The following is a 25,141-nucleotide window of genomic DNA, read 5'->3' on the forward strand; positions in this document are numbered from 1 at the left end:
TTTTTTTTATGTCTGAAGCTACAGCATCAACCCCTCAATCCCTTTATGATTTATTAGGGGGTGAGCCTGAAGCGACAAATCAAATCCGAGACATCGTTGAGGCTTTTTATGATGTGATGGATTCGGATGAGAATGCGAAAACCATTCGCTTGATGCATCCAAAAGATTTAACTTCTTCTCGCGAAAAACTTTTTATGTTTTTGACAGGCTGGACAGGTGGACCACAACTTTATATTGAACGTTATGGACATCCCTTTTTAAGACGTCGTCATCTACCTTTTAAAATAGGGGAAGAAGAACGTGATCAATGGATCTATTGTATGACAAAGGGCATGCTTCACTTAAAGATGGAGGAAGCAAAGATCAAAGCGCTTTTGAATGCGCTTTATCCTATCGCTGACTTCATGCGAAATCAGTAATTATTTTAAACGCGTGCTTTACGTTTTGCAGTATCTGGTTTTGAGTCCGATGCCCTAAACGTTCTAATCGTCGATGGTTTTTTAGTAAAGGTTTTAGGCGCTGATTCACGTTTAGTCGCTGGTTTTCGATCAGTGGTTTTTCTGTCACCGAATGATTTTTTTTCACCAAATGTTTTTTTGTCGGCATCTGATCGACTAAAGCTCGGTTTTTTATCCGACGTTTTTCCAAACAATCTTTTTTCTACAGCCTTTTTCTCAAAAGGACTTCGAGGGGTACGAGGTTCGAAATCACGTCTTGGTGAGTCACTTGATCCAAATTCTTTTTTAAAAGGTTTTTTATCGCTCATTGATGATCGATCCCCAAATGATTTTTTATCACCGAATGATTTCTTATCCCCAAATGATTTGCGTTCACTTGGTTTTCTGTCATTAAATGATTTTTTTTCACCAAAAGGTTTTCTGTCACCAAAAGACTTTCTATCATTGGAATTTCTTTTACCACCACGCGATTTAGATTTTCTTTCTTCACCTAATTGATCGCGCGATTGTAGTTTCGGTTCAAAACCTGCCATCGTTCTCGCTTCAATTTTGTGACCTGTATATTTTTCAATATCACGTAATGCTTTGCCATCCATGGGTGCTACAAATGAAATCGCAACACCTTCTTTTTTGGCTCTACCTGTTCGACCAATACGATGGACATAGTCTTCAGCAAACTTTGGAAGATCATAATTGATGACGTGTGTGATGCCATCGACATCAATACCGCGCGCTGCAACATCAGTTGCAACAAGCACACTAATATCGTTATGTCTAAATTTAGTGAGCGTTCGGTTTCTAGCACCTTGTGTCATGTCCCCATGAAGTGCCCCTGTCTTATGACCTGCGTTATAAAGTTCATCGGCTAATAAATCGGCATGACGTTTGGTGGAGGTAAAAATAATCGTTTGTTTCACACCGGGCTGAATCAGTAAATGTTCAAGGAGTTTATTTTTATGATTTAAGTTATCGACGAAATACATATGTTGCGTAATATTTTCGTGCTTATCTTTAGAGTGTGAGATCTCAATCGTTTTAGGATTGTGTAAAAGATCTTTAGCGATCTTACTAATTTGACCATCTAAGGTTGCTGAGAATAATAAGGTTTGATGTTTTGTATTAATAGCAGCACAGATTTTTTTCACATCAGGAATAAAGCCCATATCAAGCATACGATCCGCTTCATCTAAAATGAGCATTTGTAAACGTGACAAATTAATACGACCACGTTCCATGTGATCTAGAAGCCGACCAGGGGTTGCGATTAAAATATCCAAAGGTTGAGATAATAATTTATTCTGTAATGGGTAAGGCATGCCACCTACGATACTGGTGGTTTTAGCTTTAATAAATGTACCGTACTTACGCGCCGCTTCATTGACTTGTGCTGCTAATTCTCGTGTAGGGGTTAAGACTAAAATACGCGGACCACGTTCTTTGATCGGATGGGGTGTCGCTAATAAATTTAAGGCTGGCAAAATAAATGCCGCTGTTTTACCGGTGCCTGTTTGAGCGGAGGCCATTAAATCATGACCTTCTAAGATCACAGGAATAGCTTTTTCTTGAATAGGGGTGGGGGTTTTATAACCTACACTATGTAACGCGCGCAGGATCTGTGGGTCGAGCTTTAATGAATCAAAAGACAATGTCGTACTCCTTAAAAAGGGTTAGGTGCATTTAATCTTTTAAAAAATTCAAAACTTCCAATCACTAGATTTAAACGCTGGCTGTGTTACTTGATGTGAGTGCGCAGTATATAGATAAATCCATGAATATCAAAGCTTATTTTACTCATAATATGCTAGAATTCGGCCTCCATTCAATTTTGGTAAGCTTTTTATGTCACGCAATTTAAGAAACATCGCCATCATCGCCCACGTGGACCATGGCAAAACAACCCTCGTCGATAAACTTCTTCAACAATCAGGTACCTTCGCACAACATCAAGCGGTCACTGAGCGTGTGATGGATTCCAACGATATTGAAAAAGAACGTGGTATCACGATTCTAGCTAAAAATACAGCCGTTAATTTTGAAGGCACACACATCAATATTGTGGATACCCCTGGACATGCGGACTTCGGTGGCGAAGTAGAACGTGTATTAGGTATGGTGGATGGTGTGGTGTTACTTGTGGATGCAGTGGAAGGTCCGATGCCGCAAACACGTTTTGTGACGAAGAAAGCATTAGCGCTTGGTTTAAAACCGATTGTGGTCATTAATAAAGTAGACCGTCCAGGTGCGCGTCCTGATTGGGTGATTAACCATACATTCGATTTATTTGCGAACTTAGGTGCAACCGATGAGCAGTTAGATTTTCCGATTGTTTATGCGTCTGCATTAAACGGTTTTGCAACACTCGATTTGGAACAAACATCAGACACGATGAAGCCTTTATTTGAGACCGTGTTAAAACACGTGAGTCCGCCAGAAGGTAGTCGCGATAACCCATTACAACTTCAAATTTCAGCACTCGATTATTCAACCTATACGGGTCGCTTAGGTGTAGGTAAAGTCAAAAACGGTGTCATCAAATCAGGTCAATCAGTGGTCGTGATGCATGGCGATAAACAAGTGTCTCAAGGCCGTATCAATCAAGTATTAGGCTTTAAAGGACTGGAAAGAATTCCAGTTGAAGAAGCTGAAGCAGGGGATATTGTCATTATTTCAGGTATTGAGGAAATTGGTATTGGGGTCACTATTGCCGACCCTAATAATCCAGTGGGTCTCCCTATTATGGCGGTCGATGAACCGACATTGACTATGGACTTTATGGTCAACACCTCACCACTCGCTGGTACTGAAGGTAAGTTTGTGACCAGCCGACAAATTAGGGATCGCTTAACAAAAGAATTATTAGTGAATGTCGCCTTACGTGTGGAAGACACTCAAGATGCAGACGTATTCCGTGTCTCAGGTCGCGGCGAATTACACTTAACGATTCTATTAGAAAATATGCGTCGTGAAGGTTTTGAAATGGCCGTCGGTAAACCACGTGTGGTCTATCGTGAAATTGATGGTCAAAAGTGTGAGCCTTATGAAGTCTTAACAGTGGACTTAGAAGATGACACACAAGGCGCTGTCATGGAAGAATTAGGACGCCGTCGCGGTGAAGTACAAAACATGGAATCCGATGGTAATGGCCGTACACGTCTAGAATATAAAATTCCAGCACGTGGGCTTATTGGTTTCCAAGGTGAATTCATGACGATGACAAAAGGTACAGGTTTAATGGCACACGTCTTTGATGAATATGCCCCTGTGAAAGCAGATATGCCAGGACGTCGTAACGGTGTCTTGATCTCAGCTGAGCAAGGTGAAGCTGTCGCTTACGCGTTATGGAAACTTCAAGATCGTGGCCGTATGTATTCAAGCCCAGGTGATAAATTATATGAAGGTATGGTGATTGGTATTCACTCGAGAGATAACGATTTGGTGGTGAATCCCATTAAAGGAAAGCAACTCACTAACGTCAGAGCTTCAGGTACCGATGAAGCAGTCCGATTAGTGCCACCCGTGCAATTGACACTTGAATCTGCTGTTGAATTTATCGAAGATGATGAGTTGGTCGAAATTACGCCCAAATCCATTCGCATTCGTAAGCGTTACTTACTCGAGCACGAAAGAAAACGCGCATCTAAAGAATAATTTTTAAGTCGTTTGCGTCAGTAAATAATCTTCGTAATTACCAGAGAAGTCGATAATACGATCTGCTTTAATTTCAATAATACGTGTTGCAATCGAACTCACAAATTCACGGTCGTGACTCACGAAAAATAAAGTACCTTTATATTTATCAAGGGCAGTATTCAGCGACTCAATGGATTCCATGTCCATGTGATTGGTTGGTTCGTCCATCAGAAGCACATTCGATTTTGCGAGCATGAGTTTACCAAAGAGCATGCGCCCTTGTTCTCCCCCTGATAGAACCTTCACTGATTTTTTAGTGTCTTCACCTGAAAATAAAAGCCTACCCAAAATGCTTCGAATGGCTTGATCGTCTTCACCCGATTGTGCGCAGTCTTTCATCCAATCAAAGAGGGTGACATCTTTTTCAAAATCAATCGCATGATCTTGCGCAAAGTAACCAATTTTAGCTTTTTCAGCCCACTTAATTTCACCATGATTAGATGTGAGGTCGCCTGCTAAACATCTTAAGAAAGTGGTTTTACCAATACCGTTTTCACCAATGACAGCAATACGTTCGCCCGCTTCGACAAGTAAATTAAAATTATTAAATAATGTGTGATCAAAACCGTGACTTAAATTTTTAATTTCGACTGCTTGACGATGGAGCTTATCTTTATCGTCATAATCAAAACGAATGAAAGGGTATTGACGACTTGAGGGAACAAATTCTTCCACCTTAATTTTATCGATTTGTTTAGCACGACTTGTGGCTTGTCTTGCTTTTGAAGCGTTTGCTGAAAAGCGTCGCACAAACTCTTGAAGTTCTGCAATTTGTTCTTTGGCTTTTTCATTGTCTTTTAATTTTTGTTGACGTGCCATGGTGGAGGCTTCCATGTAATTATCATAATTACCTGGATAGACCGTGAGTTTTCCATAATCCATATCGGCCATGTGTGTGCACACTTGATTTAAGAAGTGTCGATCATGAGAAATAATAATCATCGTCGAGTTACGATTATTCAATGTATCTTCGAGCCATTGAATCGTATGAATATCTAAGTTATTGGTAGGTTCATCCAGCAATAAGATATCTGGGTTCGAAAAAATCGCTTGCGCTAATAACACACGTAATTTAAAACCCGGCGCAATCTGACTCATAGGGCCTTGATGTTGCTCAATCGGAATACCTACACCAATCAATAATTCACCAGCTCTTGCTTCTGCAGTGTAGCCATCAAATTCAGCATAGACACCTTCTAGTTCAGCGGCTTTCATATAATCTTCTTCAGTCGCATCTGGATTCATGTAGATCGCGTTCTTATCAGCATTAGCTTTCCACATTTCTTCATGACCCATCATGACCACATCTAAGACACGTTCTTCTTCATAAGCAAATTGATCTTGTTTAAGCCAGGACATGCGTTCATTTTTATCGAGTGAGACATTACCTGAAGTGGGCTCTAAAACACCTGCAAGGATTTTCATGAAAGTGGATTTACCACAACCGTTAGCACCGATTAAACCGTAGCGATTACCATCACCAAATTTAACGGATACGTTTTCAAAAAGTGGTTTTGCACCAAACTGAATGGTGATGTTATTACTAATAAGCACGCTTAAAGATCCTTAAAAATTTTTATTTAAATTGGTTTTGTATCACAACTTGATCAAGTGGAAGTTGCCCACCTCTTGGCATAGCCTCTTTAATCCCTTTACCTACACATACAAACATCGCAGGCATGTGATCGGATGGTAAGTTTAATAATGAACTCACCTTGTCAAAATCAAAGCCGTCCATAGGGCAGGTATCATAACCCATTGATTTAGCTGTCAGCATTAAATTCATCGCCGCCATACCGCAAGAGCGCATGGCTTCATCGCGTTGCACTTCAGGTTTGCCATCATAATATTGAGAAATCGCAGGCACTAAATAATCTTGCACAGGCTTGGGCGCATCTTTCCAATAACGAGAAGGATTTTTATGCCAAGCCATAAGATCTGCAACCAATACAATGAGAAGTGACGCTTCCTCCACTTGCGCTTGGCCCCAGCTCACAGCTCTAATTTTTTGACGTAATGCTTTATCCGTGACGATAACAAATCGCCAGTTTTGAATATTAAAAGCCGTAGGCGATAAAATGGCGTGAGAGAGAAGTTCATGGATTTCTTTTTCAGTCATTACGTGATTGGTATCGAAATGCTTAATGGATCTTCTTTGTTGAACGGCTTCTTTAACTTGCATGCGCTTTACTTTCTTAAAAATTAATATTCTATTTTTTGTATCGTGAGATGGGTATCACCCATGGGTTTTTCCCAGGTCACTTCATCATTCAATTTTGCACCGATGAGTGCCTCAGCAAGAGGGGACAAGTAACTTACCTTACCTTTATGAATGTCTGCTTCATCTTCACCCACGATTTCATAAGTACTCAATTGTCCTTCTTCATCTTCTACAGTCACAATGGCACCAAACAATACTATCGAATGGTCTTCTTCTTTAGGGGCCGTGAGAATGGCTGATTCAATCCGCGCTGCATAATAACGCATATCTCGTTCTACGATGGCAATTTTTTGTTTAGCGATAGGATCGTCTTTTTTATTCTTTAATGCTTCACGCTCAGTTTCAAGTGCATCCATTTGTGCATTAAGTAATTTGAGACCATTGGGCGTGACATAGTTAGGTTCATCACTTAAGGGTCTCTCAGGAATATCAATACCTGCGTGTTCTAAATCATTTTCTTTAACAAATGCGCGACTCATCAATTATTCCCATTCAATGGTGGCAGGTGGTTTGCCTGAGACGTCATATACCACACGATTAATGCCACGCACTTCATTGATTATACGATTGGATACTTTGCCTAATAAATCATAGGGCAACTCTGCCCAGTGTGCCGTCATAAAATCTGAGGTGACAACGGCTCTTAATGCCACGACATATTCATAGGTTCTGCCATCGCCCATCACACCTACAGATTTCACAGGTAAAAAGACAGTAAACGCTTGTGAAGTTTTTTCATACCAACCTGAATGAATAAGTTCTTCTATAAAAATAGCATCCGCACGTCGAAGTAGATCTGCAAATTCTGATCTGACTTCCCCTAAGATGCGCACACCTAAACCAGGACCAGGGAAGGGGTGACGATATACCATGGCATGAGGAAGACCTAATGCCACACCCAATTCACGCACCTCATCTTTAAAGAGTTCACGTAAAGGTTCTAAAAGTTTTAAGTTAAGCGTTTCTGGTAAGCCGCCGACATTGTGATGGCTTTTAATCGTATGTGCTTTTTTAGTTTTAGCGGATGCTGATTCAATGACATCAGGATAAATGGTACCTTGTGCTAACCATTTGGCTTTTGGAATTTTTTTAGCTTCCTGTTGAAATACTTCCACGAATTCACGACCAATAATTTTTCGTTTTTGTTCGGGATCCGTCACACCTTTTAAATCACTCAAAAATTTATCTGAGGCATCCACATGAACAACCTTCACACCTAAATTGTCATGAAACGTTTTCATAACTTGTGTCGCTTCATCTAAGCGAAGAAGGCCATTATCCACAAACACACAGGTGAGTTTGTTTCCAATCGCGAGATGAATGAGGGCTGCGGCAACCGATGAATCCACACCACCTGATAAGCCCAATATCACTTCATCATCTTTGACTGTCTCTCGAATATGTTTGATCGCTGTTTCAATGTAATTAGGCATGGTCCAACTCGGTTGACATGCACAAATGTGATTTACAAATTGTTTGAGCATGTTAAAGCCTTGTTTGGTATGGGTGACTTCCGGATGAAATTGCACACCATAAAAATTTTTTGTTTCATGCATCATGCCAGCGATAGGTGTGGAAGCATTACTTGCAATCACTTTAAATTCAGGTGGTAATGCTGTCACTTTGTCGCCATGACTCATCCATACATCAAGAAGCCCGTGACCTTCTGGATTTGTTTTATCTTGAATATTGTTAAGAAGCGGTGAGTGATTATGTGCTCTAATTTCAGCGTAACCAAATTCACGCGAATGTGCATTTTCAACTTTACCACCCAGTTGCGCTGCCATGGTTTGCATACCATAACAAATCCCTAAGACTGGAATGCCAAGATCAAAAACAATCGGCGGGGCGATCGGTGTATCGGATTCATACACTGAATTAGGACCCCCTGACAAAATAATACCTTTCGGATTAAAGACTTTGATATCCTCTTCACTCATATCATGTGAATGCAATTCTGAATACACATGCATTTCACGCACTCGACGCGCGATGAGTTGTGTGTATTGTGAACCAAAATCAAGAATCAGAATTTTATCCATAGGATTTAAAAAGCCTCCCGAAAGAGAGGCTTGTCATTTTTTACTTTTAAATTAATCCACACGGTAATTCGGTGCTTCTTTGGTGATTTGCACATCATGCACATGTGATTCACGCATGCCTGCACTTGTGATTTGAACAAAGTTAGCTTTTGTTCGCATTTCATCAATGGTTCTCGCCCCCACATAACCCATGGAAGCTCGAAGCCCCCCCATCAATTGGTGGATGACATTAATGACACTGCCTTTATAAGGGACACGTCCTTCAATACCTTCAGGGACTAATTTATCTGCATTGTTTTCAGAGTCTTGGAAGTAACGATCGGATGAGCCTTTTTGCATCGCACCAATCGAACCCATCCCACGATAAGATTTATAAGATCTACCTTGGAAGAGTTCAACTTCACCCGGCGCTTCTTCAGTGCCTGCGAACATCGAACCTAACATCACAGAATGGGCACCTGCTGCAATCGCTTTGGCAACGTCGCCTGAGAATCTGATACCACCATCACCAATGAATGGAATATTCAGTTTGGTTAATGCTTCAGCCACATTACTGATCGCGGATATTTGAGGAATGCCGACGCCTGCCACAATACGTGTGGTACAAATAGAGCCTGGACCGATACCGACTTTCACACCATCTGCCCCTGCATCAACTAACGCTTTAGCGGCATCAGCGGTCGCAATATTGCCACCAATCACTTCAATATGTGGAAAATGTTTTTTAACCCAAGTGACGCGATCTAATACACCTTGCGCATGACCGTGCGCTGTATCCACCACAATCACATCCACACCCGCGTGTGCTAATAATTCGACGCGCGCTTCAGTACCTTCACCGACACCTACCGCAGCCCCTGCACAAAGTCGACCTTTATCGTCTTTACAAGCAAAAGGATGGTCCGATGATTTTTGAATATCTTTGACCGTGATGAGGCCTTTTAACGCATCATTTTTATCAATCACTAACACACGCTCTAAACGATGATGGTGAAGTAAACGAATCACTTCTTCTTTCGATTCACCTTCTTTGACTGTGACCAATCGATCACGTGGTGTCATGATATTTTTAATAGGCTGATCGAGATTGGTTTCAAAACGTAAATCTCGGTTAGTCACAATACCGACAATCTTGCCTTGATCTATCACAGGTAAACCTGAAATTTTATGAAGTTGCGTGAGTTGCATGACATCGCGAACCGACATATTCGGTTCAATGGTAATGGGATCATTCACCACACCCGATTCAAAACGTTTCACACGTGAGACTTGATAAGCTTGTTCTTCGGGTGTCATATTTTTATGAATGATGCCAAGACCTCCTTCTTGCGCGAGCGCAATGGCTAACCTTGATTCTGTGACGGTATCCATCGCAGCGGAGACAATCGGAATATGAAGTTTAATTTTTTTTGTGAGTTGCGTCGTTAAATTAACTTCACGAGGCAATACTGTAGAATGAGCTGGCACGAGGAGCACATCATCGAAAGTGAGTGCTTGTTGTATTAAACGCATCTTTTGATCCTTTGCGCAAAACGAAATTATACAGAAAAAGTCTCGTTATAGCTAAGAAATGCGAGCTTTTATGCGCTATCCCCACCTTTTTTCATGACTTTACCCTCAAGGGCACGTTGGCGTCGAATCTCTTTAGGGTCGGCAATCAGGGGGCGATAGATCTCAATGCGATCACGCTCACGCATCACATGATCAAGTTGTGTCAATTTTCCAAAGATACCGATTTGATTCACACTCAAATCAATTTCTGGAAATTTTTTTGTAATACCTGAAAGTTTAATGGCCTCTTCCGCAGTGATGCCTTGCTTAACTTTCACAGGGATAATGAGTTGTTTTTTTGGCAGCGCGTAAGCAACTTCAATCAAAATTTCGTTGGGCATAAAGCTACTTTTTTCTTTCAGTTATGTTGTATATATTTTATCAGCTTGGGACACAAAACCATCCACAAACGTATTGGCAATTTGACTGAATATGGGTGAAATTAATTTATCTAAAATAAAATTTGAAAACTCGTAATGCAAATGAAATTCAATACTGCATGCTTCTTCATTGATTTTCGTAAAAATCCAATAACCTTCCAATACTTTAAAAGGCCCATCGATCAATTTTAAATCAATACGATTTGGGTAATGTTTAGTATTTTGAGTGGTAAAGCTTTGATTCACCCCGCTATATTTAATATGGATAGAAGCTTTCGTAATTTCACTATTTCGTTCTAATACTTTTGTGCCGCCGCACCAAGGTAAAAATAGCGGATAGTCTTCAATGCGATCGACCAGGTTAAACATCCTCTCATCAGAGTGATTCACAATTACATTTTTTTTGACATCTGCCATGGGCGAAATTCGAATTAGCGTAAAATACACATTTTAAAGGATTAGTTAGTTTCCATGAGTATTGTTCAAAACAAAAAAGCCTTCCACGACTACTTCATCGAAGAAAAATATGAAGCGGGTATCGTATTAGAAGGATGGGAAGTGAAAGCCATTCGAGACAATCGTACCAACATCAAGGAAGCCTATGTCATTATCCAGCGAGGTGAAATTTATCTTATTGGCTGCCATATAACACCCATGGGTGCAGCTTCAACACACATTCGTCCTGATGCGATCCGCACCCGAAAACTTCTTCTGCATAACGAAGAAATCGCAAAGCTCATTGGTAAAGTTGAGCGTTCAGGTTATACCTTAGTACCTATTGATATGCACTTTAAAGGTGGGCGCATCAAAATCGAAATCGGTTTAGCCAAGGGTAAAAAACAATACGACAAACGAAATGCAGAAAAAGAGCGTGATTGGGAGCGGGATAAGGCAAGAATCATGCGGGCGGCTAACAAGAAGTAGTATAATGACGACTTGCTTTGGGGCTGACCCGGTTTCGACGTGGGTTGCAAAGCAGGTGAGGGCATGTCGAGGCCTAGTTACCTCGTAAATCCATCTAGAAACAAGTATAGTCGCAAACGACGAAACTTACGCTCTAGCTGCTTAATCCAGCTGGACGCTGCACCGAAGTGTCTCTCGGTCGGGTGGGCAACCACAGCAGCGTCATAAAGAGAGACTCGTTATTGGTTGGGTCACTTAACTAATAATTAAACTAAGGTGACTCGCGGCGAAATTGCTTGCTCGTTGGTGATTGAACCGTTAAACAAAAACAACGATAGCTAAACATGTAGAACTTTCTGTAGAGTGCTTACGGACGGGGGTTCGATTCCCCCCAGCTCCACCACACCTTAGTTAGAGTAAGAAGCCACCGAGAGGTGGTTATTTATACCCACAAAAGTAGCAGGCAATAAAAAAGCCACTACGATGAGTGGCTTAATAAATTTAAATGCTTAATTATTTAAAATAATAATTAATGCCAAATTTCACAAAATCATATTCATTTTTAAATTTATAATCTGCTACTTGAGAGCTTGTGTCAGCTGCTCTATACATATTCAACTTGCTATCCCCCAAATCTAATCTTGTATATTCAGCTTTTAGGGCTAAATGATTATTAAGTAAATATTCCGCTCCAAGAGAGGCTGCATATCCAAATTCAGTTGAACTATCATTAGCCTCTGCTGGTCCGCCACAACCACCAACTGTGCCATCCCATTTATGTAATATATTTGTTTTTACTTTTCCTATTGCTGGACCCAATGAAGCATAAATATTAATATTTTCCTTTGGAAGAAAACCAACGCGCATTTTAAGAGAATCAAATGCTTTTAAATTTTGTTTTGCTGTTGAATCCATTTCACAAGCACCATTGACGTTCGCGTTTTGAGGTAAGGTAAGATTGGATTGATCTCTTACATTATTACTTTGATTATGCTCTAGCTCTAACCCATAAATAATTTGATCTTTAAATTTAAAGTTATAGCCCGCGGTAATTCCTAAAGACAAACCTTCTGCCTTAACATCATATTGATATGGAATATTTTTATAGACATCAAAAGCATTGTCCGCAATAGCTGCGTGCCAAATATTATCTCCAGTTTTAACTCCCTGTCCATAAGAAATTCCAGCACCCATATAAGGACCAAGAAATTTATCTTCTGAGAAAGAGGGTTGGGATAGTGTGAGCAGCGAAAGTAAAACGAGTAATTTTTTCATGTCGAATCTTAATATAGATATTTAATTTTTATGAGCTTAAATTAATATCCTAATCCCGTCCAGGAATTTGTAGCATTTAACCCGAAAAAATCCTCCCCTTAACCAATCCTGCTAAAATACTCCTAACATCTGGGCAGGATATCAATACTCACCATAAAGTTTTTTGTGGGTAGTTTTGTGGGTAAGAGGGGTTTGCAAAACCCACAACATATTGATTAAATTCGGGAAAATAAAACTATCCCATTTTGTGCGGCTTCACCAATTATTTTTTTAAAAATTATGCAAAAAATATATAAGCAGCGCTTACTTCATCCGGATATAGATCAAGTTTATGTTTTAAGTGTGAAATCGTTTAAAGATCGTATTACTCATATTAAAGACCAAATGAGTAGTTATGGCATTCCGTTTGTTTTTATCTTTGATTACGACATTCCTCAATTATCAAAATCTGAGCTAAAAGTTTTTGGTGAATCTCAACTCACGATGGCACAAAAATCGCTGGTTTTAAAGCATATCCAAGCTTGGAAAGATGCACTAAAACATCATCATAAACATATTCTAATTTTTGAGGACGACGTCATTTTGGATAAGAATTTTCATGGGAAATTAGAAAAGATTATGCAAGCAATGAAAACTTTACCCCAAGATTTTCTTATTTTTTTAGGTGGAGGGGATACAAAAGTGCCTGAGCATTTTTTTTTAACACAAGGCCCTTTGGTGGAACTCCCATTAGCCACAGCAGAGGGCTATATCGTAGATCTGCCAAGCATAAAAAAACGTATTCAATGGCTTAAAAACCACAAAATTAATTTACCTGCCGACCATTTGATTGTAAAAATTGACCAAGACAATAAGACAAGACACTATTGGTCAAAAAAACCGTTAGTAGAGCAAGGGAGCGTTACCGGAAAGTTTATTACCAAATTGGATCAGCACAGGTTAAAGCACTCCAAGTTTTTTAATATACTAAGATATCATTGGAATAAGATACAAAGACGCAAATTACGAAGTTTTATAGTTAAACTTAAATATTACTTACGAAAGAAATCATAGTTCATGCATATGCGACTTAATTTTAATGTTGTGGATCTAGCAAGATGGATGATGATTTCCTTAAGCATCACGATTCTATTCTCTCCCTTTTTTACGAATGTCCTTGAAATTATCTTATTCGGACTCTTTATATTTAATCGAGATTTAAGAGCGCGTTTTTGGAGTTTTAAAAATCAGCCATTACTTTTAGCATCAGCGCTATTTATATTGCTTTTGTCCATAGACTGTTTCTATAGTGTTGCACCTTTAAAAGAGACGCTAGAGTCCTTATGGGGCTGGAGGAAAATTTTACTTTTACCCTTGGGACTTGTTTTATTTAACGATGCCTTATGGAAAAATAAATTTGCTTTTAGTCTCATGACATTTGTGGTGATAGTCAGCCTATCTTGTATTCTTTTTTACCTACTGGAGTTAAATATTCGTGCACAAGTGCCTGGCGTATTAATTCGCAACCATGCGACCCAGGGCATGATATTTTCCGTTACGCTTTTTTTGATGAGCGTATTTTTATTATTCAAGAAACATATGCTGCCTATTCGAAGTGCATGGTTTTTGGGTTCTATGTTGCCAATCCTTGGTGTTCTCGTTTATATGACGCCAGGCAGAAGTGGATACTTAGCTTTTATGGTGGTGACAGTTTATTTGGGTTATCTATTATTTCGTGCGAAGCTTTATAAAGTGTTAAGTGTAGTTTTTTTATTGTCATCTACTCTTTTATTAACCTCACCCCTCGTTCAGGACCGAATAGAGTTAGGTGTCAAAGAAATGCAGCATGTGGATCCTACAAATATCGAATCAAGCTCTATGGGGATGCGCATGGTGTTATGGAAACATACGATCGAGCTGATTCAGGATCGTCCCTTGTTAGGTTTTGGAACGGGTGGTTTTGAAGAGGCTTATAGTCAAAAAATTAAAGATAATCCCGACTGGGAAAAAAATATAATGCATGACCCGCATAATCAATTCTTAAAGATTTGGGCAGAGATGGGTATGCTTGGGTTGATTGTATTTTTAAGTATGCTTGCGTCATCTTTATTCCAAAAATCATCTAAGATGTATTTTCATCTAGGCGTAGGCGTTCTTATGGCTTGGTGTGCAACAAGCCTATTTAGTTCGCATTTTTCAACCTTCACAGAAGGGCGCTTTATTTATATTTGGTTAGGTATTATGTTGGCCAGTGAGTCAAATAAAATAAAGCATTAAGGCGTCGCAATATAAGCTTAAATTGAGATTCACTTATCAAAAAATGATGCAATAGACGCTATTAACCTTGACAGTTTTCTAGAGTACGCAAAGGGTAAAGATAGTTTTATGCTTCTAAATATTGCTTAAGTGCTTGTTTTGTTTTTGCGTTTAATAAAGACCACACACCTAATTTATCTTTCTGATTTAAACCCTCGCATCGTTGATGTGCTGATTTAATATTGCCTGATTTAATTTGATTCATGACTTCCTGAGCTACGAGCATCAATGGATTGTCTGTCACCACATCTTGATCTGCTATAGGAAGATCTTCACCTGCATAGATATAAAGACCGATACCATGAAGTGATATGGCCTTGGCTAAACATCTTTGCATGGCAGTATTAACCTCATAGGCATTGGGATTCAATATCGCGCGGTTCCTAAAATCCATCACAGGGAGTTGGGCGGTTCTCGATTTGCCAAAGGCAGTCACCTTACAAAATACCATCAAGCTTTCACCAAACTTTTTAGGTTCTAAGTATTCCCATGTTGCATCATTATCGAGTTGCAGTAATTGATCGAGTGCCCACGACCACGAAAGATAGGAGAGTCCGTTTTTCTTTTCAATGTGCTGGCTGACATTAATTTGTCTTAACTCTTTATAGTGCATGATGAGTTCCTTTATTAGTAATGATTTTTTGAATTTCTCTTTTAACCTCGGATCTTATAAGGGAGGTGATATTAATTTCGCTATCCACAGATCTAATTTCTTCGATTTCATAAGTTTGAAGTGAAAGCCTGATATCGAATAAGTTCTCTTTATATCTAATGGTTATCCATGTTGATGGTTTAATTTTCATAATTTTTTTAGGAGTTAATTTTAATCTATAGTGAAGAACTGTACACCATAAAAGTGAAGAAGTCTACATCTATTTTAAAAATAGCAGATTTATTTTAAGAAATAAAAAAGCCACTAAAAAAGTGGCTTAAAAATTCACTTCAAAGAAACTGATGAGTACTATTTTTTGATTTTACCCTCGCCAAGCATAATCCAGCGCGCCGAGAATTCGGTGTTGTCTTCAATTTTGAAAGCATATCGGGCATCAATACTTTTAATTCTTCCGGATAGCCATTGATAGACAACATTTTTAGATGCACCACATAACTTACCAAACTCAGTTTGTTCATTTATTTTGAGTGTTTTCATCATGTACTCGACGCGTTCTGCAGTTGTTTTCAATGCTTAATCCAGTAGATAAATTAATGCTTGAATTATAGCTTTATTTAAATGGATCAGCAGCTGAAGCTTGAATTTAAAGTTTATCGATAACTTTAAAAAAGGGAGAGAAAAGCCTTTAATATTTTTTATTTTAAGCTTCGTAGAAACTTTGTAACAATTTGAAGGCAGTCGTCATAAGATTTATCAAATCTGATTTTATCAATATCATCAAATTGATCTCTAAGTATTGATCGTGTTTGGCATTGATCTAGAAAAACATCTGCATGTTTATTAATAATGTCGCCATACTTACTTAGTGTACTTTCTTCATGCTCAATTACCAAAGCCAAATCAAATAAATCTCGGGCAAGTGCTGTTGAGCCGCGATAAAACATTTTTTTAGCTACAATTTCCACAGGTGTTTCAACCTTAATTTCTCGATCCCTTATATTTTCTATGGTGTAAGGTTTTTTTGTTAAAGGGCTTGTTGCAACAAAATCAATATCACCTTCTTTAAATTGAAGTTTAATCGAATCGTTATTGTCGTAATGCTTACTGATTAAACCCTCTACGAAATCATTGCGATCAGGTTTTAAATAATTAATCAGTTGTGGATCAGGAATAAAAATATCAATATCTTTACTCTTTCGATGCTCGTAATAGAACATCAATACTGTTCCACCACCCAATGACCATGTTGGAATGGCGTTACCTCGAGCAGCAAGTTCATCCAAGATACTCATGGCTCTGTCAAATAAGCTTTGCCAAGCACCTTCCGGAAAATGTAATTTACTTATTGTCATACCACATAGATCTTGGTGATTTAATTTCTTGCGCTATTTTTTTAGCATTATTTTTAATAGTGAGAGGTTCCATCTTCTTTAATGTTGCAACAGCTTGAATGGTTTTATTCACCATACTTTCTGGCGCTTCATCAAAGAAATACATCATATTGCCAATATATTTTTTTGGCATGGCTGCCTTGACTAATGCATTTTTAAAAACAGTAGGCGTGAGTAAATCTTTATAGCTCACGTTTGCACTATTCGTCATTTGAATTAAAACTTTATGGGGCTCACTATTATGTTTAAAGTCGAATGTCATATCAAGTGATTTCATAATGGATAAAAGTTTAGTCACACCTATTTCTTTTAATTGGGCATTTTCTAAAGCATTAATGGTGATTCTGGATACTTGAGATAAGGATGCAAGCTTAGCTTGAGACAAGTTTAATAAACCTCTCTTTTCTTTTACTGTGCGTCCAATATCGACCATATTCATAAAGTGGAGTATAACAATCCTATTTATAAATGTAAAGTATACTTTACACAATATATTGCATATTACATACATAATATATTGATTTAATTATATTAATTTAAATTAAATTTTACATTTTTTTATAAAAATATAATCATAAGACTGCCCATTTTTGCATTAAAAAAAGTATTTTTTAATGCGCAGTCAAATCTTCAATGACCTCACCCTCGATAAGTTTTGCCTTGTTATTACGATATTCATAGAGTCCTTTCATGGCGCGATCAATATCTGTATCGAGTTGTATTTGATATTTACTAAAGATGGCCATATCTTGACCTTGTGGAATACGGTGAATAATCTTCATATCGTTCGCAATGCTGCGCGCTACATAACTATTTTTATTAGATTCAATAAAGCCAGATATATCTCGCCTTGTTTCACCAATGACTTTACTAATGATAGCTGGGTTTTTGATGAATTCATCCCATCTCATAGTGGCATGATTTTTAATTCTTGCCTCGAGAAAATGCAAAGTATTAGGCATTTTTTCTTTCACTGTCTCGATTGAAATGGCATAAGTCTGATATCCGCTTTTATCAATTTCTTCAAGAGCCACTTGATAGAATTTATAGGTATAAGCTGTCTGCGTTGAAAGATCTTCAGCAATATAATTCTTAAATGTTGAGTGCTTTAAGATATGGGTAATCGACTCCGCCAATACTTCAGGCATCATGGAAATCTTAAGTTTTGCAGCTTCTGCTTCCCGAAGTCTGATTTGACGAAATCTTGACTGGATAATGCGTTCTACAAATCCCAACTCAATCGCATCTGTAGGCTTTAATGCTTGAATAATTTGCGCTTTTAATTCATTAAGATCTATTTCGTTTTCCCCCGGCAGAATAGGGATGTTAGCAAAAATGCCATGTGTCATCGCATTCATGCTTGATCTTTGTTTGCCCTCAGATGTTGCAGGGCCGGTGGATTTTTTAGCGTTTTCTTGGTTAGCTTTAATCTGTGCTTCTGTTGCCATTTTTAACACTTCTTTCTTGAATAATTAATGGAATTTTTAATATGGGGATAATATTAAAAATTTCAAGTAAATCAATCACATATGTCAAGTTACACTTTACAGATCCTTAATCTAAAAAGGCGGAATAGCTTATATTTCTTAGGCGTCGCAAATGAAATTTATTTTTAATTTTTTTTTAGAAAAATTTACGAATTTATAGAGTCTTAGTTAAAACATCCCCATAAAAAATCTTTCATTAAAAGGCCTTAAAAGCTTAAACCTTGGTCGTAATGATAAAATTACGCAATGACTATTCTCGTTACAGGCGCTGCAGGTTTTATTGGCTCAAATTTTGTTTTGGATTGGTTTAGTCAATTAACTGAGGATGTGATTTCTTTAGATTTATTAACCTATGCAGGAAATCTCCAAAACTTATCTTCTTTGGATAACAATCTTCATCATCATTTTGTGCAGGGCAATATTGGAGATCGTAATTTAGTATCAAGCCTCCTAAAAAAATACCAGGTGAGAGCGATTGTCAACTTTGCAGCTGAAAGCCATGTGGATCGATCAATTCATGAATCAAAAGATTTTATTGAGACTAATATTGTGGGTACCTATAATTTGCTTGAATCAGCAAGAAGCTATTGGAATAATTTAGATCAAAATTTAAAACAAGATTTTCGTTTTTTACATATATCCTCAGATGAAGTTTATGGATCACTTGATTTAACTGATCCCCCATCAAACGAAAAAGATCCTTATAAACCTAATAGCCCATACAGTGCGAGCAAAGCCGCGAGTGATCATTTAGTCCGTGCGTGGTTTCAGACTTATAAGTTGCCAGTCCTTACAGTAAATTCTGCCAATAATTATGGCCCATACCAATTCCCGGAAAAATTGATCCCTTTATGTATTTTGAATGCTTTACAGGGCAAACCTTTACCTATTTATGGCGATGGTCAACAGGTTCGCGATTGGCTTTATGTGAAAGATCATAGCGCCGCTATTCGTGAAGTTTTAAAGCAAGGGCATATTGGTGAAACTTATAACGTTGGTGGACGGAATGAAAAAACAAATTTAGAAGTCGTTGAAGCTTTATGCACGATGTTAGATGCGTTAAAACCAAAATCAAATGGCAAAAGTTATGCTGATCAAATCACTTTCGTTAAAGATAGATTCGGTCACGATAAAAGATATGCAATTGACGCTTCGAAATTAGAAAGCGAACTGAATTGGAGGGCTCAAGAAACTTTTGAAATGGGACTTCGTAAAACAGTTCTATGGTATTTGGAAAATGCAGCCTGGATGGACCATGTTGTGACGGGTGAATATCAAGATTGGATTCAAAAACAGTACCCATGAAAATCTTACTCACAGGCAAAGACGGTCAGGTTGGTTTCGCATTACATAAAAAATTAGTGTCAGTAGGGGAGGTTATTGCGACCGATCGCAATGAACTTAATTTAGAAAATTCTGATGCAATCAGAGCATTTATTGAAAAAATTAAACCCGATATTATTATTAATGCTGCAGCTTATACAGACGTTGATAAGGCAGAGACAGAAATTGAATTGGCTCGTAAAGTAAACACAGAAGCTCCTAAGGTTTTAGCAGAAAAAGCATCCCAACTTAATATTCCTATGATTCATTTTTCAACAGATTATGTATTTGACGGTTTAAAAAATGAACCCTATGTCGAAACTGATCAAACTAACCCCCAATCCGTTTATGGGAAAACAAAATGGGAGGGCGAAGAAGCGGTTCGAAATCACAAAAAACATATTATTTTAAGAACGGGCTGGGTGTTCAGTAGCCGTGGACAAAATTTTTTAAAAACGATCTTAAAATTTATTCAAGAAAAAACCACTCTAAATATTGTAAGCGATCAAAAAGGTATACCAACTTCAGCTAACGTATTAGCTGATGTCACTTATAAAATTATAGAAACTATTTTAAATAAAGCTGGTTTTGAGGATTTTGGGACATACCATGTCGCCCTTGAAGGCGAGACTAACTGGTATGAATATGCGTGTTTTGTAAATGATGAAGCAATACGTTTAGGGCTAAATCCTAAATTGATATCAGGAGATATCAAATCAATTTTAAGTCAGGAATATTCTGCATTAGTCAAGCGACCAATTAATTCCTGCCTAGATAGTACAAAAATTAAAAAAACATTTATGCTAGAATTTCCACATTGGAAGATAGAAGTTAAAAGAATATTAAAAATACTGCTTAATTAAATTTTTTATTATGAAAATATATTCTTTAAATATTCCTGATGTTCTTTGTTTTGAACCGGAGATTTTTTCAGATAATCGAGGATTTTTTTTTGAAAGCTATAATAAAAAAAAATATGATCTTGCATTTGGGAGAAAAATAAATTTTGTACAGGAAAATCAATCTGAATCGTCGCTAGGAACTTTGCGAGGACTTCATTATCAAATTCCCCCACTCGCTCAGAGTAAATTAGTAAGTGTAGTTGAAGGAGAGGTTTTTGATGTAGCGATAGATATTAGAAAATCCTCACCAACTTTTGGTAAGCATGTTTCAGTAGTGCTATCAGAAAAAAATAAAAAACAACTATACATACCTGAGGGTTTTGCTCATGGTTTTTTGACTTTATCTAAGAGTGCTATCTTTCAATATAAAACAAACAAATTTTATAGTAGTGATCTTGAAAGGGGTATTATTTGGAACGATCCACACCTCAATATTTTATGGCCAATTGAAAAACACCCCATATTATCAGCAAAAGATGCTAGTAACAAACCTTTCATCTTTTCAGAATTTTTTAAGTAAACTTCAAAAATCAATGTTAAAAAATATTAATTCGGCGGCTATGCGAAACCAATTACTTAATTTTAAGTTGTTTATACTTAGTTTTAAGTTGTTTATACTTAGTTTTAATTCAGTATTGGGTTTGAACAAAATTTTTTATCCATTATTGATAATTAATTTGCTAACTAATTTAAATGTAAAATTTTCTAAAGCAAAATTTATCTCAGGACTAGCCTTTATTTCTATAGCAATTATTTCAATGTTGCTAAGACAAGCATCAATAGATTTGACTATAAGCGCAATGCGCTACTTTTACGGAATATTATTAACTTGTAGTTTTTTTTATTTAAATAAAAATGCAAAGCTCACGAATAGTTATATATTTATTTTCACGATTTTTGTTATATATGAATATTTTTCTATCTCAAATAATATTGATCCATACTATTTTTCTTTTTACGATCAAAATAATGTTAATTTTTTGGGAAAAACTAAGTTTGGCGAAGATGGTTTTCGGGCTTTAGGCCCAGGATTAAATTCAACTTCATCTTCTTGTATTGCATTATTATTCATTTTTATATTTCTAGATAAAGCTATTAATTTAATTAAAAAAAAGAATGTTCTTACTTTATTATTAGCAATTTTTTGTTTAATTATGACCTTTTCATTAACTGCCTTTATTATTTTACTAGTGCTAATTACCTTAAAATTATTTTCTAATTTTCGAACGAGTTTAATTTTTTTATTAATTTTTTTCTTAATTTATTTTTTATTTAGTCACCATTTAAATAATAGGATTGATTTGGATTATTTGTATACAAATTTTATTATAAAAAAAGATTTATTTTTGAATTACTTTAGATACGAAAGCTGGGTAGACCTTCTATTTGGTCAAGATTTAGGTAATTTTAGCGCCAAAAGTATTGGTGGAGATTTTGCTAATTTATCGGGCATTAAATTATTTGGGATTTTTTTTATTTTTTTTAACTTTTACCTTATTTGGATATGTTATGATCAAAATAGAAAATATTTAATTTTAGCTATAATTGCTTCGACTCATTACGGTATAATTTACAGTATATTTGGGCAAATTTTTTTTGCCGCTTTAATTTCCAACGCATTTAACTTTAACAAAACTAGATTTTGAATTTTTTTATTTAAGGTTTTCTATGGGTACACTCAGAAAAATTTCGATTCTACGTATTATTCTATTAATAAAAAGATATAGTCTCTTTTTTATTTTGTTAAATCTTTTAACGTTTTTTTGTACTTCGTTTTTTTTAAATAATTATGTATTTAAAAGTTTCAAAGGAGAAGTCTTATTATTTACCGGGTATTCTATTTATTTTGATAATGTTAATAAAATTCAAAAAAAAATAAATTTTTTTGATATAGATTCTGAGGTGCTTAAGTTTAATTATCTTAGCTCGAGGAATGATACGGCTAGCGATGAAATTAAATTATCAAAATATTCTTCATCTGACACACTTATTCTTATGGAATTGCAAGGTAATAATAAGCTTTTAATAAAACAAAAACTTGAGCTTGAGACGCAAAAATTTTTAGATAATTTAAAATCTCAATCGTCTTTACTCTGCTCTAATTGTGCATCCATTCCTCCATCAATCATCTCAGAAGTCCTTATTAGCAATTCTACCTCCTATTTTAAAACCCAATTTGCAATTTTTTTATTTACTTCTTCAATGACACTACTTTCTTTTTTATTGTACTTTTTCTTTATAGGTAATTTTAAATCTAACTAATTATTTGTTCTCAATCGTTTGTCCTTCGCCCTAATTTCTTTCTTCTCCAAAAGGTTTTTTTATTTTTATTTTTGTATTTTTTTGTTGACATTTATTTTATAGGAGGATTAAATGTTCAAAAATGAACATAATGATAAATTAAATATATGAAAAAAAAGAATAATTCAATTAATCCAGATTTGCATTTTAGAGTTCTACATTTTTTAGAAGAAAATCCTGTCCTTACACAGAGAGAGCTTGCAAAAAAATTAGGGGTTAGTCTCGGAGGCGTAAATTACTGCCTAAATGCTTTAGTTCAATTAGGACATTTGAAAATTAATAATTTTCAAAAAAATTCCAATAAATCAGCATATCTTTATTTGCTCACTCCAGCTGGATTATCAAATAAAGCCATACTTGCAACGAGTTTTTTAAAGCGCAAAATGGATGAATATAAAGCGCTGAAGATGGAAATTGATATGGTTAAATCCAAAATTAAATGTTCAAACTTGATGAATGGCGGTTCTCGCTAATATGCAGAGTATTACACCCATTGGCAGGCTTCTTTTTCGGCTTTGGCAACATATGAGTCTTCGACGTAGAAATCAATTTATTTTGTTGCTGGCTTTAATGGTAATTGCTTCATTCGCTGAAATTATAAGTATAGGTAGTGTGATTCCTTTTTTGAGCGCACTAACATCACCCGAAACTTTTTTTATTAACCCCTTAGCTCAGCCATTGATTTCTTTTTTAAGAATTGAGAATGCAAATCAACTTATTGTTCCTTTGACGATTGTTTTTTGTTTATCAGCAATTTTGTCTGGGGGCATTCGATTAGTTTTATTGATGTTTACCACTCGCCTATCTTTTGCAACAGGTTCAGATTTTGGTGTAGATATTTATCAAAGAACTCTCTATCAACCTTATAAAGTTCATGTGAGTCGAAATAGTAGTGAAATTATCAATGGCATTTCAAATAAAGCTCATGCAATTATCTATAGTGTTATTCTTCCCGCACTTACTATTGTTAGCAGTAGCATTATGCTTTCTGCGATCTTAATTACACTTATCTATATAGATCCCATTATTTCTCTTTTTACTACCGTTATCTTTGGGTCGATTTATATCTTGCTTACGAAATATACACGTAATAATAAGATTAAAAATAGTCGCGTAATTTCAGAGCAATCAACTCAGATCATTAAGTCGTTGCAAGAGGGCTTAGGAGGTATTCGAGATGTCCTCATTGACGGTTCGCAGCATGTTTATTGTGAGATATTTAAACTTGCAAATACTCCATTAAGACAAGCACAAGCAAATAATCAAGTTGTAAGTCAATCTCCGAGATTCATTATGGAATCTTTAGGTATGGTCTTGATAGCATGCCTTGCATATTATTTATTCAATAGGTCTGATGGCGTATCAAAAGCCATTCCTATGCTTGGTGTTTTAGCGTTAGGCGCTCAAAAAATACTCCCAATCATGCAGCAAAGTTATCAGGCTTGGTCATCCATACAAGGGAGCTATGCATCCCTTGAAGATACGCTTTTATTAATTAATCAACCATTACCTTCTAATTCTTTTAATAAAAAAAAGCTTACAATTAATTTTAGTCGAGATATCAAATTTGATAAGGTTAGCTTTCATTATAATTCTGATTTTCAAAACGTTATTAAGCATCTTAGTTTGTCGATTCATAAAGGGGATAGAGTGGGTATCGTTGGTGCCACTGGAAGTGGTAAGAGCACTCTGATTGATATCTTAATGGGTCTTCTTGAGCCAACATCAGGTGCTTTAAAAATTGATGGAAAAGCTATCACCAAGAAGAATGTTTCTGAATGGCAAAGACGAATTGCCCACGTACCACAAGCTATTTTTTTGTCGGATACAACGATTGCAGAAAATATTGCATTTGGTGTCGATAAAAAAAATATTGATTTTGATAGAGTGCGTGATGCAGCAAATAAGGCACAACTTCAAGATGTTATCGATAAATTGCCGAATCAATACAATACACTTGTTGGAGAAAGGGGGGTTCGGCTTTCTGGCGGTCAACGCCAAAGAATTGGTATTGCAAGAGCGTTATATAAAAGTGCAGATGTTTTTATCTTTGATGAAGCAACTAGCGCACTAGACAATAAAACAGAAGATTCTGTTATCAAGTCTATAGAAAGACTTGGCAATAATATTACTGTAATTATGGTCGCCCATAGGCTTACAACCTTAAAAAAATGTAAAAAAATTATTGAAATTGCTAATGGAGCTATTATCAATATTGGTAGCTATCAAGATATTTTTAACTCATCCAATAAGACTCATTTAATTAAAAAATTATGAAAATCTTAATAATTTAATTTTGAAAAAAAATA

Annotated in this window: 26 protein-coding genes and 1 other RNA gene; 13 read left to right on the plus strand and 14 right to left on the minus strand. The window is 36.5% G+C overall.

What is annotated here, in order from left to right; genetic code table 11:
* Positions 1-8: 8 nt before the first annotated feature.
* Positions 9-419, plus strand: a complete 411-nt coding sequence (locus FIT61_RS02505) for a group II truncated hemoglobin (RefSeq protein ID WP_139883010.1) — start codon at positions 9-11, stop codon at positions 417-419.
* Positions 420-424: 5 nt separating this feature from the next.
* Here the strand turns inward: FIT61_RS02505 and FIT61_RS02510 are convergent, their stop codons facing one another.
* A complete protein-coding gene (locus FIT61_RS02510; RefSeq protein ID WP_139883012.1) occupies positions 425-2,104 on the minus strand; it encodes a DEAD/DEAH box helicase in 1,680 nt (559 codons plus the stop codon).
* Positions 2,105-2,297: 193 nt separating this feature from the next.
* Between FIT61_RS02510 and typA the strand changes: the two genes are divergently transcribed.
* Positions 2,298-4,106: a translational GTPase TypA gene (gene typA, locus FIT61_RS02515; protein WP_139873268.1), complete on the plus strand. Its 1,809-nt coding sequence runs from the start codon at positions 2,298-2,300 to the stop codon at positions 4,104-4,106.
* 3 nt (positions 4,107-4,109) lie between these two features.
* Here the strand turns inward: typA and FIT61_RS02520 are convergent, their stop codons facing one another.
* From FIT61_RS02520 to FIT61_RS02550, 7 genes are all read right to left on the minus strand, one after another.
* Complete coding sequence (locus tag FIT61_RS02520) at positions 4,110-5,702, minus strand: ABC-F family ATPase (RefSeq protein ID WP_139873269.1); 1,593 nt, start codon at positions 5,700-5,702, stop codon at positions 4,110-4,112.
* A gap of 22 nt (positions 5,703-5,724) precedes the next feature.
* Positions 5,725-6,330 (minus strand): nitroreductase family protein, encoded by a 606-nt coding sequence (locus FIT61_RS02525; protein WP_139883013.1) that lies wholly within the window; start codon positions 6,328-6,330, stop codon positions 5,725-5,727.
* 20 nt (positions 6,331-6,350) lie between these two features.
* On the minus strand, positions 6,351-6,848 hold the full coding sequence (locus tag FIT61_RS02530) for a GreA/GreB family elongation factor (RefSeq protein WP_139883015.1): 498 nt from the start codon (positions 6,846-6,848) through the stop codon (positions 6,351-6,353).
* A 3-nt stretch (positions 6,849-6,851) separates the two neighbouring features.
* Positions 6,852-8,411 (minus strand): glutamine-hydrolyzing GMP synthase, encoded by a 1,560-nt coding sequence (gene guaA, locus FIT61_RS02535; RefSeq protein ID WP_139883017.1) that lies wholly within the window; start codon positions 8,409-8,411, stop codon positions 6,852-6,854.
* A 51-nt stretch (positions 8,412-8,462) separates the two neighbouring features.
* Positions 8,463-9,923 (minus strand): IMP dehydrogenase, encoded by a 1,461-nt coding sequence (gene guaB / locus FIT61_RS02540; protein ID WP_139883019.1) that lies wholly within the window; start codon positions 9,921-9,923, stop codon positions 8,463-8,465.
* 68 nt (positions 9,924-9,991) lie between these two features.
* Positions 9,992-10,303, minus strand: a complete 312-nt coding sequence (locus tag FIT61_RS02545) for an RnfH family protein (RefSeq protein ID WP_139883021.1) — start codon at positions 10,301-10,303, stop codon at positions 9,992-9,994.
* Positions 10,304-10,324: 21 nt separating this feature from the next.
* Entirely contained in the window at positions 10,325-10,759 is a 435-nt protein-coding gene (locus FIT61_RS02550) for a type II toxin-antitoxin system RatA family toxin (RefSeq protein ID WP_139883023.1), read from the minus strand.
* Positions 10,760-10,813: 54 nt separating this feature from the next.
* Here FIT61_RS02550 and smpB point away from each other — a divergent pair, with 54 nt between their 5' ends.
* Positions 10,814-11,266 carry an SsrA-binding protein SmpB gene (gene smpB, locus FIT61_RS02555; RefSeq protein ID WP_139881591.1) on the plus strand — a complete coding sequence of 151 codons (453 nt, stop codon included), beginning with the start codon at positions 10,814-10,816 and terminating at the stop codon, positions 11,264-11,266.
* A gap of 19 nt (positions 11,267-11,285) precedes the next feature.
* Positions 11,286-11,648: a transfer-messenger RNA gene (gene ssrA / locus FIT61_RS02560) on the plus strand.
* A 110-nt stretch (positions 11,649-11,758) separates the two neighbouring features.
* Here ssrA and FIT61_RS02565 read toward each other — a convergent pair.
* Entirely contained in the window at positions 11,759-12,520 is a 762-nt protein-coding gene (locus tag FIT61_RS02565; RefSeq protein ID WP_139883025.1) for an outer membrane protein, read from the minus strand.
* Between the two features lie 279 nt (positions 12,521-12,799).
* On the opposite strand from FIT61_RS02565, the gene FIT61_RS02570 reads away from it, so the two are divergent.
* Together FIT61_RS02570 and FIT61_RS02575 are read left to right on the plus strand one after the other, a co-directional pair.
* Positions 12,800-13,573, plus strand: coding sequence for a glycosyltransferase family 25 protein (locus FIT61_RS02570; protein WP_139883027.1), 774 nt, complete (start codon positions 12,800-12,802; stop codon positions 13,571-13,573).
* 9 nt (positions 13,574-13,582) lie between these two features.
* A complete protein-coding gene (locus tag FIT61_RS02575) occupies positions 13,583-14,776 on the plus strand; it encodes an O-antigen ligase family protein (protein WP_222845048.1) in 1,194 nt (397 codons plus the stop codon).
* A gap of 106 nt (positions 14,777-14,882) precedes the next feature.
* On the opposite strand, the gene FIT61_RS02580 is transcribed toward FIT61_RS02575, so the two are convergent.
* The 5 genes from FIT61_RS02580 to FIT61_RS02600 form a co-directional block, all read right to left on the minus strand.
* Positions 14,883-15,428: a Sak single strand annealing protein gene (locus tag FIT61_RS02580; protein WP_139883031.1), complete on the minus strand. Its 546-nt coding sequence runs from the start codon at positions 15,426-15,428 to the stop codon at positions 14,883-14,885.
* A gap of 348 nt (positions 15,429-15,776) precedes the next feature.
* Complete coding sequence (locus FIT61_RS02585; protein WP_139883033.1) at positions 15,777-15,998, minus strand: helix-turn-helix domain-containing protein; 222 nt, start codon at positions 15,996-15,998, stop codon at positions 15,777-15,779.
* 125 nt (positions 15,999-16,123) lie between these two features.
* The gene (locus tag FIT61_RS02590; RefSeq protein ID WP_139883035.1) at positions 16,124-16,780 is read right to left on the minus strand and encodes a nucleotidyl transferase AbiEii/AbiGii toxin family protein; all 657 of its coding nucleotides are present in this window, start codon (positions 16,778-16,780) and stop codon (positions 16,124-16,126) included.
* On the minus strand, positions 16,767-17,258 hold the full coding sequence (locus tag FIT61_RS02595; protein ID WP_187351824.1) for a helix-turn-helix transcriptional regulator: 492 nt from the start codon (positions 17,256-17,258) through the stop codon (positions 16,767-16,769). The genes FIT61_RS02590 and FIT61_RS02595 overlap by 14 nt, the downstream gene beginning before the upstream one ends.
* Before the next feature lie 172 nt (positions 17,259-17,430).
* The gene (locus FIT61_RS02600; RefSeq protein ID WP_139883039.1) at positions 17,431-18,267 is read right to left on the minus strand and encodes a hypothetical protein; all 837 of its coding nucleotides are present in this window, start codon (positions 18,265-18,267) and stop codon (positions 17,431-17,433) included.
* Positions 18,268-18,552: 285 nt separating this feature from the next.
* Here FIT61_RS02600 and rfbB point away from each other — a divergent pair, with 285 nt between their 5' ends.
* From rfbB to FIT61_RS02635, 7 genes are all read left to right on the plus strand, one after another.
* Positions 18,553-19,611, plus strand: a complete 1,059-nt coding sequence (gene rfbB, locus FIT61_RS02605) for a dTDP-glucose 4,6-dehydratase (protein WP_139883040.1) — start codon at positions 18,553-18,555, stop codon at positions 19,609-19,611.
* On the plus strand, positions 19,608-20,492 hold the full coding sequence (gene rfbD / locus FIT61_RS02610; RefSeq protein ID WP_139883042.1) for a dTDP-4-dehydrorhamnose reductase: 885 nt from the start codon (positions 19,608-19,610) through the stop codon (positions 20,490-20,492). Before rfbB ends, rfbD begins: the two co-directional genes overlap by 4 nt.
* A 10-nt stretch (positions 20,493-20,502) precedes the next feature.
* Positions 20,503-21,051, plus strand: a complete 549-nt coding sequence (gene rfbC, locus FIT61_RS02615; RefSeq protein WP_139883044.1) for a dTDP-4-dehydrorhamnose 3,5-epimerase — start codon at positions 20,503-20,505, stop codon at positions 21,049-21,051.
* 13 nt (positions 21,052-21,064) lie between these two features.
* Positions 21,065-22,177 carry a hypothetical protein gene (locus FIT61_RS02620; RefSeq protein WP_139883045.1) on the plus strand — a complete coding sequence of 371 codons (1,113 nt, stop codon included), beginning with the start codon at positions 21,065-21,067 and terminating at the stop codon, positions 22,175-22,177.
* A gap of 22 nt (positions 22,178-22,199) precedes the next feature.
* Complete coding sequence (locus FIT61_RS02625) at positions 22,200-22,793, plus strand: hypothetical protein (RefSeq protein ID WP_139883047.1); 594 nt, start codon at positions 22,200-22,202, stop codon at positions 22,791-22,793.
* A 146-nt stretch (positions 22,794-22,939) separates the two neighbouring features.
* Positions 22,940-23,305, plus strand: a complete 366-nt coding sequence (locus FIT61_RS02630; protein WP_139883049.1) for a MarR family EPS-associated transcriptional regulator — start codon at positions 22,940-22,942, stop codon at positions 23,303-23,305.
* The gene (locus FIT61_RS02635) at positions 23,289-25,109 is read left to right on the plus strand and encodes an ABC transporter ATP-binding protein (protein ID WP_244925212.1); all 1,821 of its coding nucleotides are present in this window, start codon (positions 23,289-23,291) and stop codon (positions 25,107-25,109) included. Before FIT61_RS02630 ends, FIT61_RS02635 begins: the two co-directional genes overlap by 17 nt.
* Positions 25,110-25,141 lie beyond the last annotated feature (32 nt).

It is taken from the genome of Candidatus Methylopumilus rimovensis (assembly GCF_006364615.1).
Lineage (GTDB): Bacteria > Pseudomonadota > Gammaproteobacteria > Burkholderiales > Methylophilaceae > Methylopumilus > Methylopumilus rimovensis.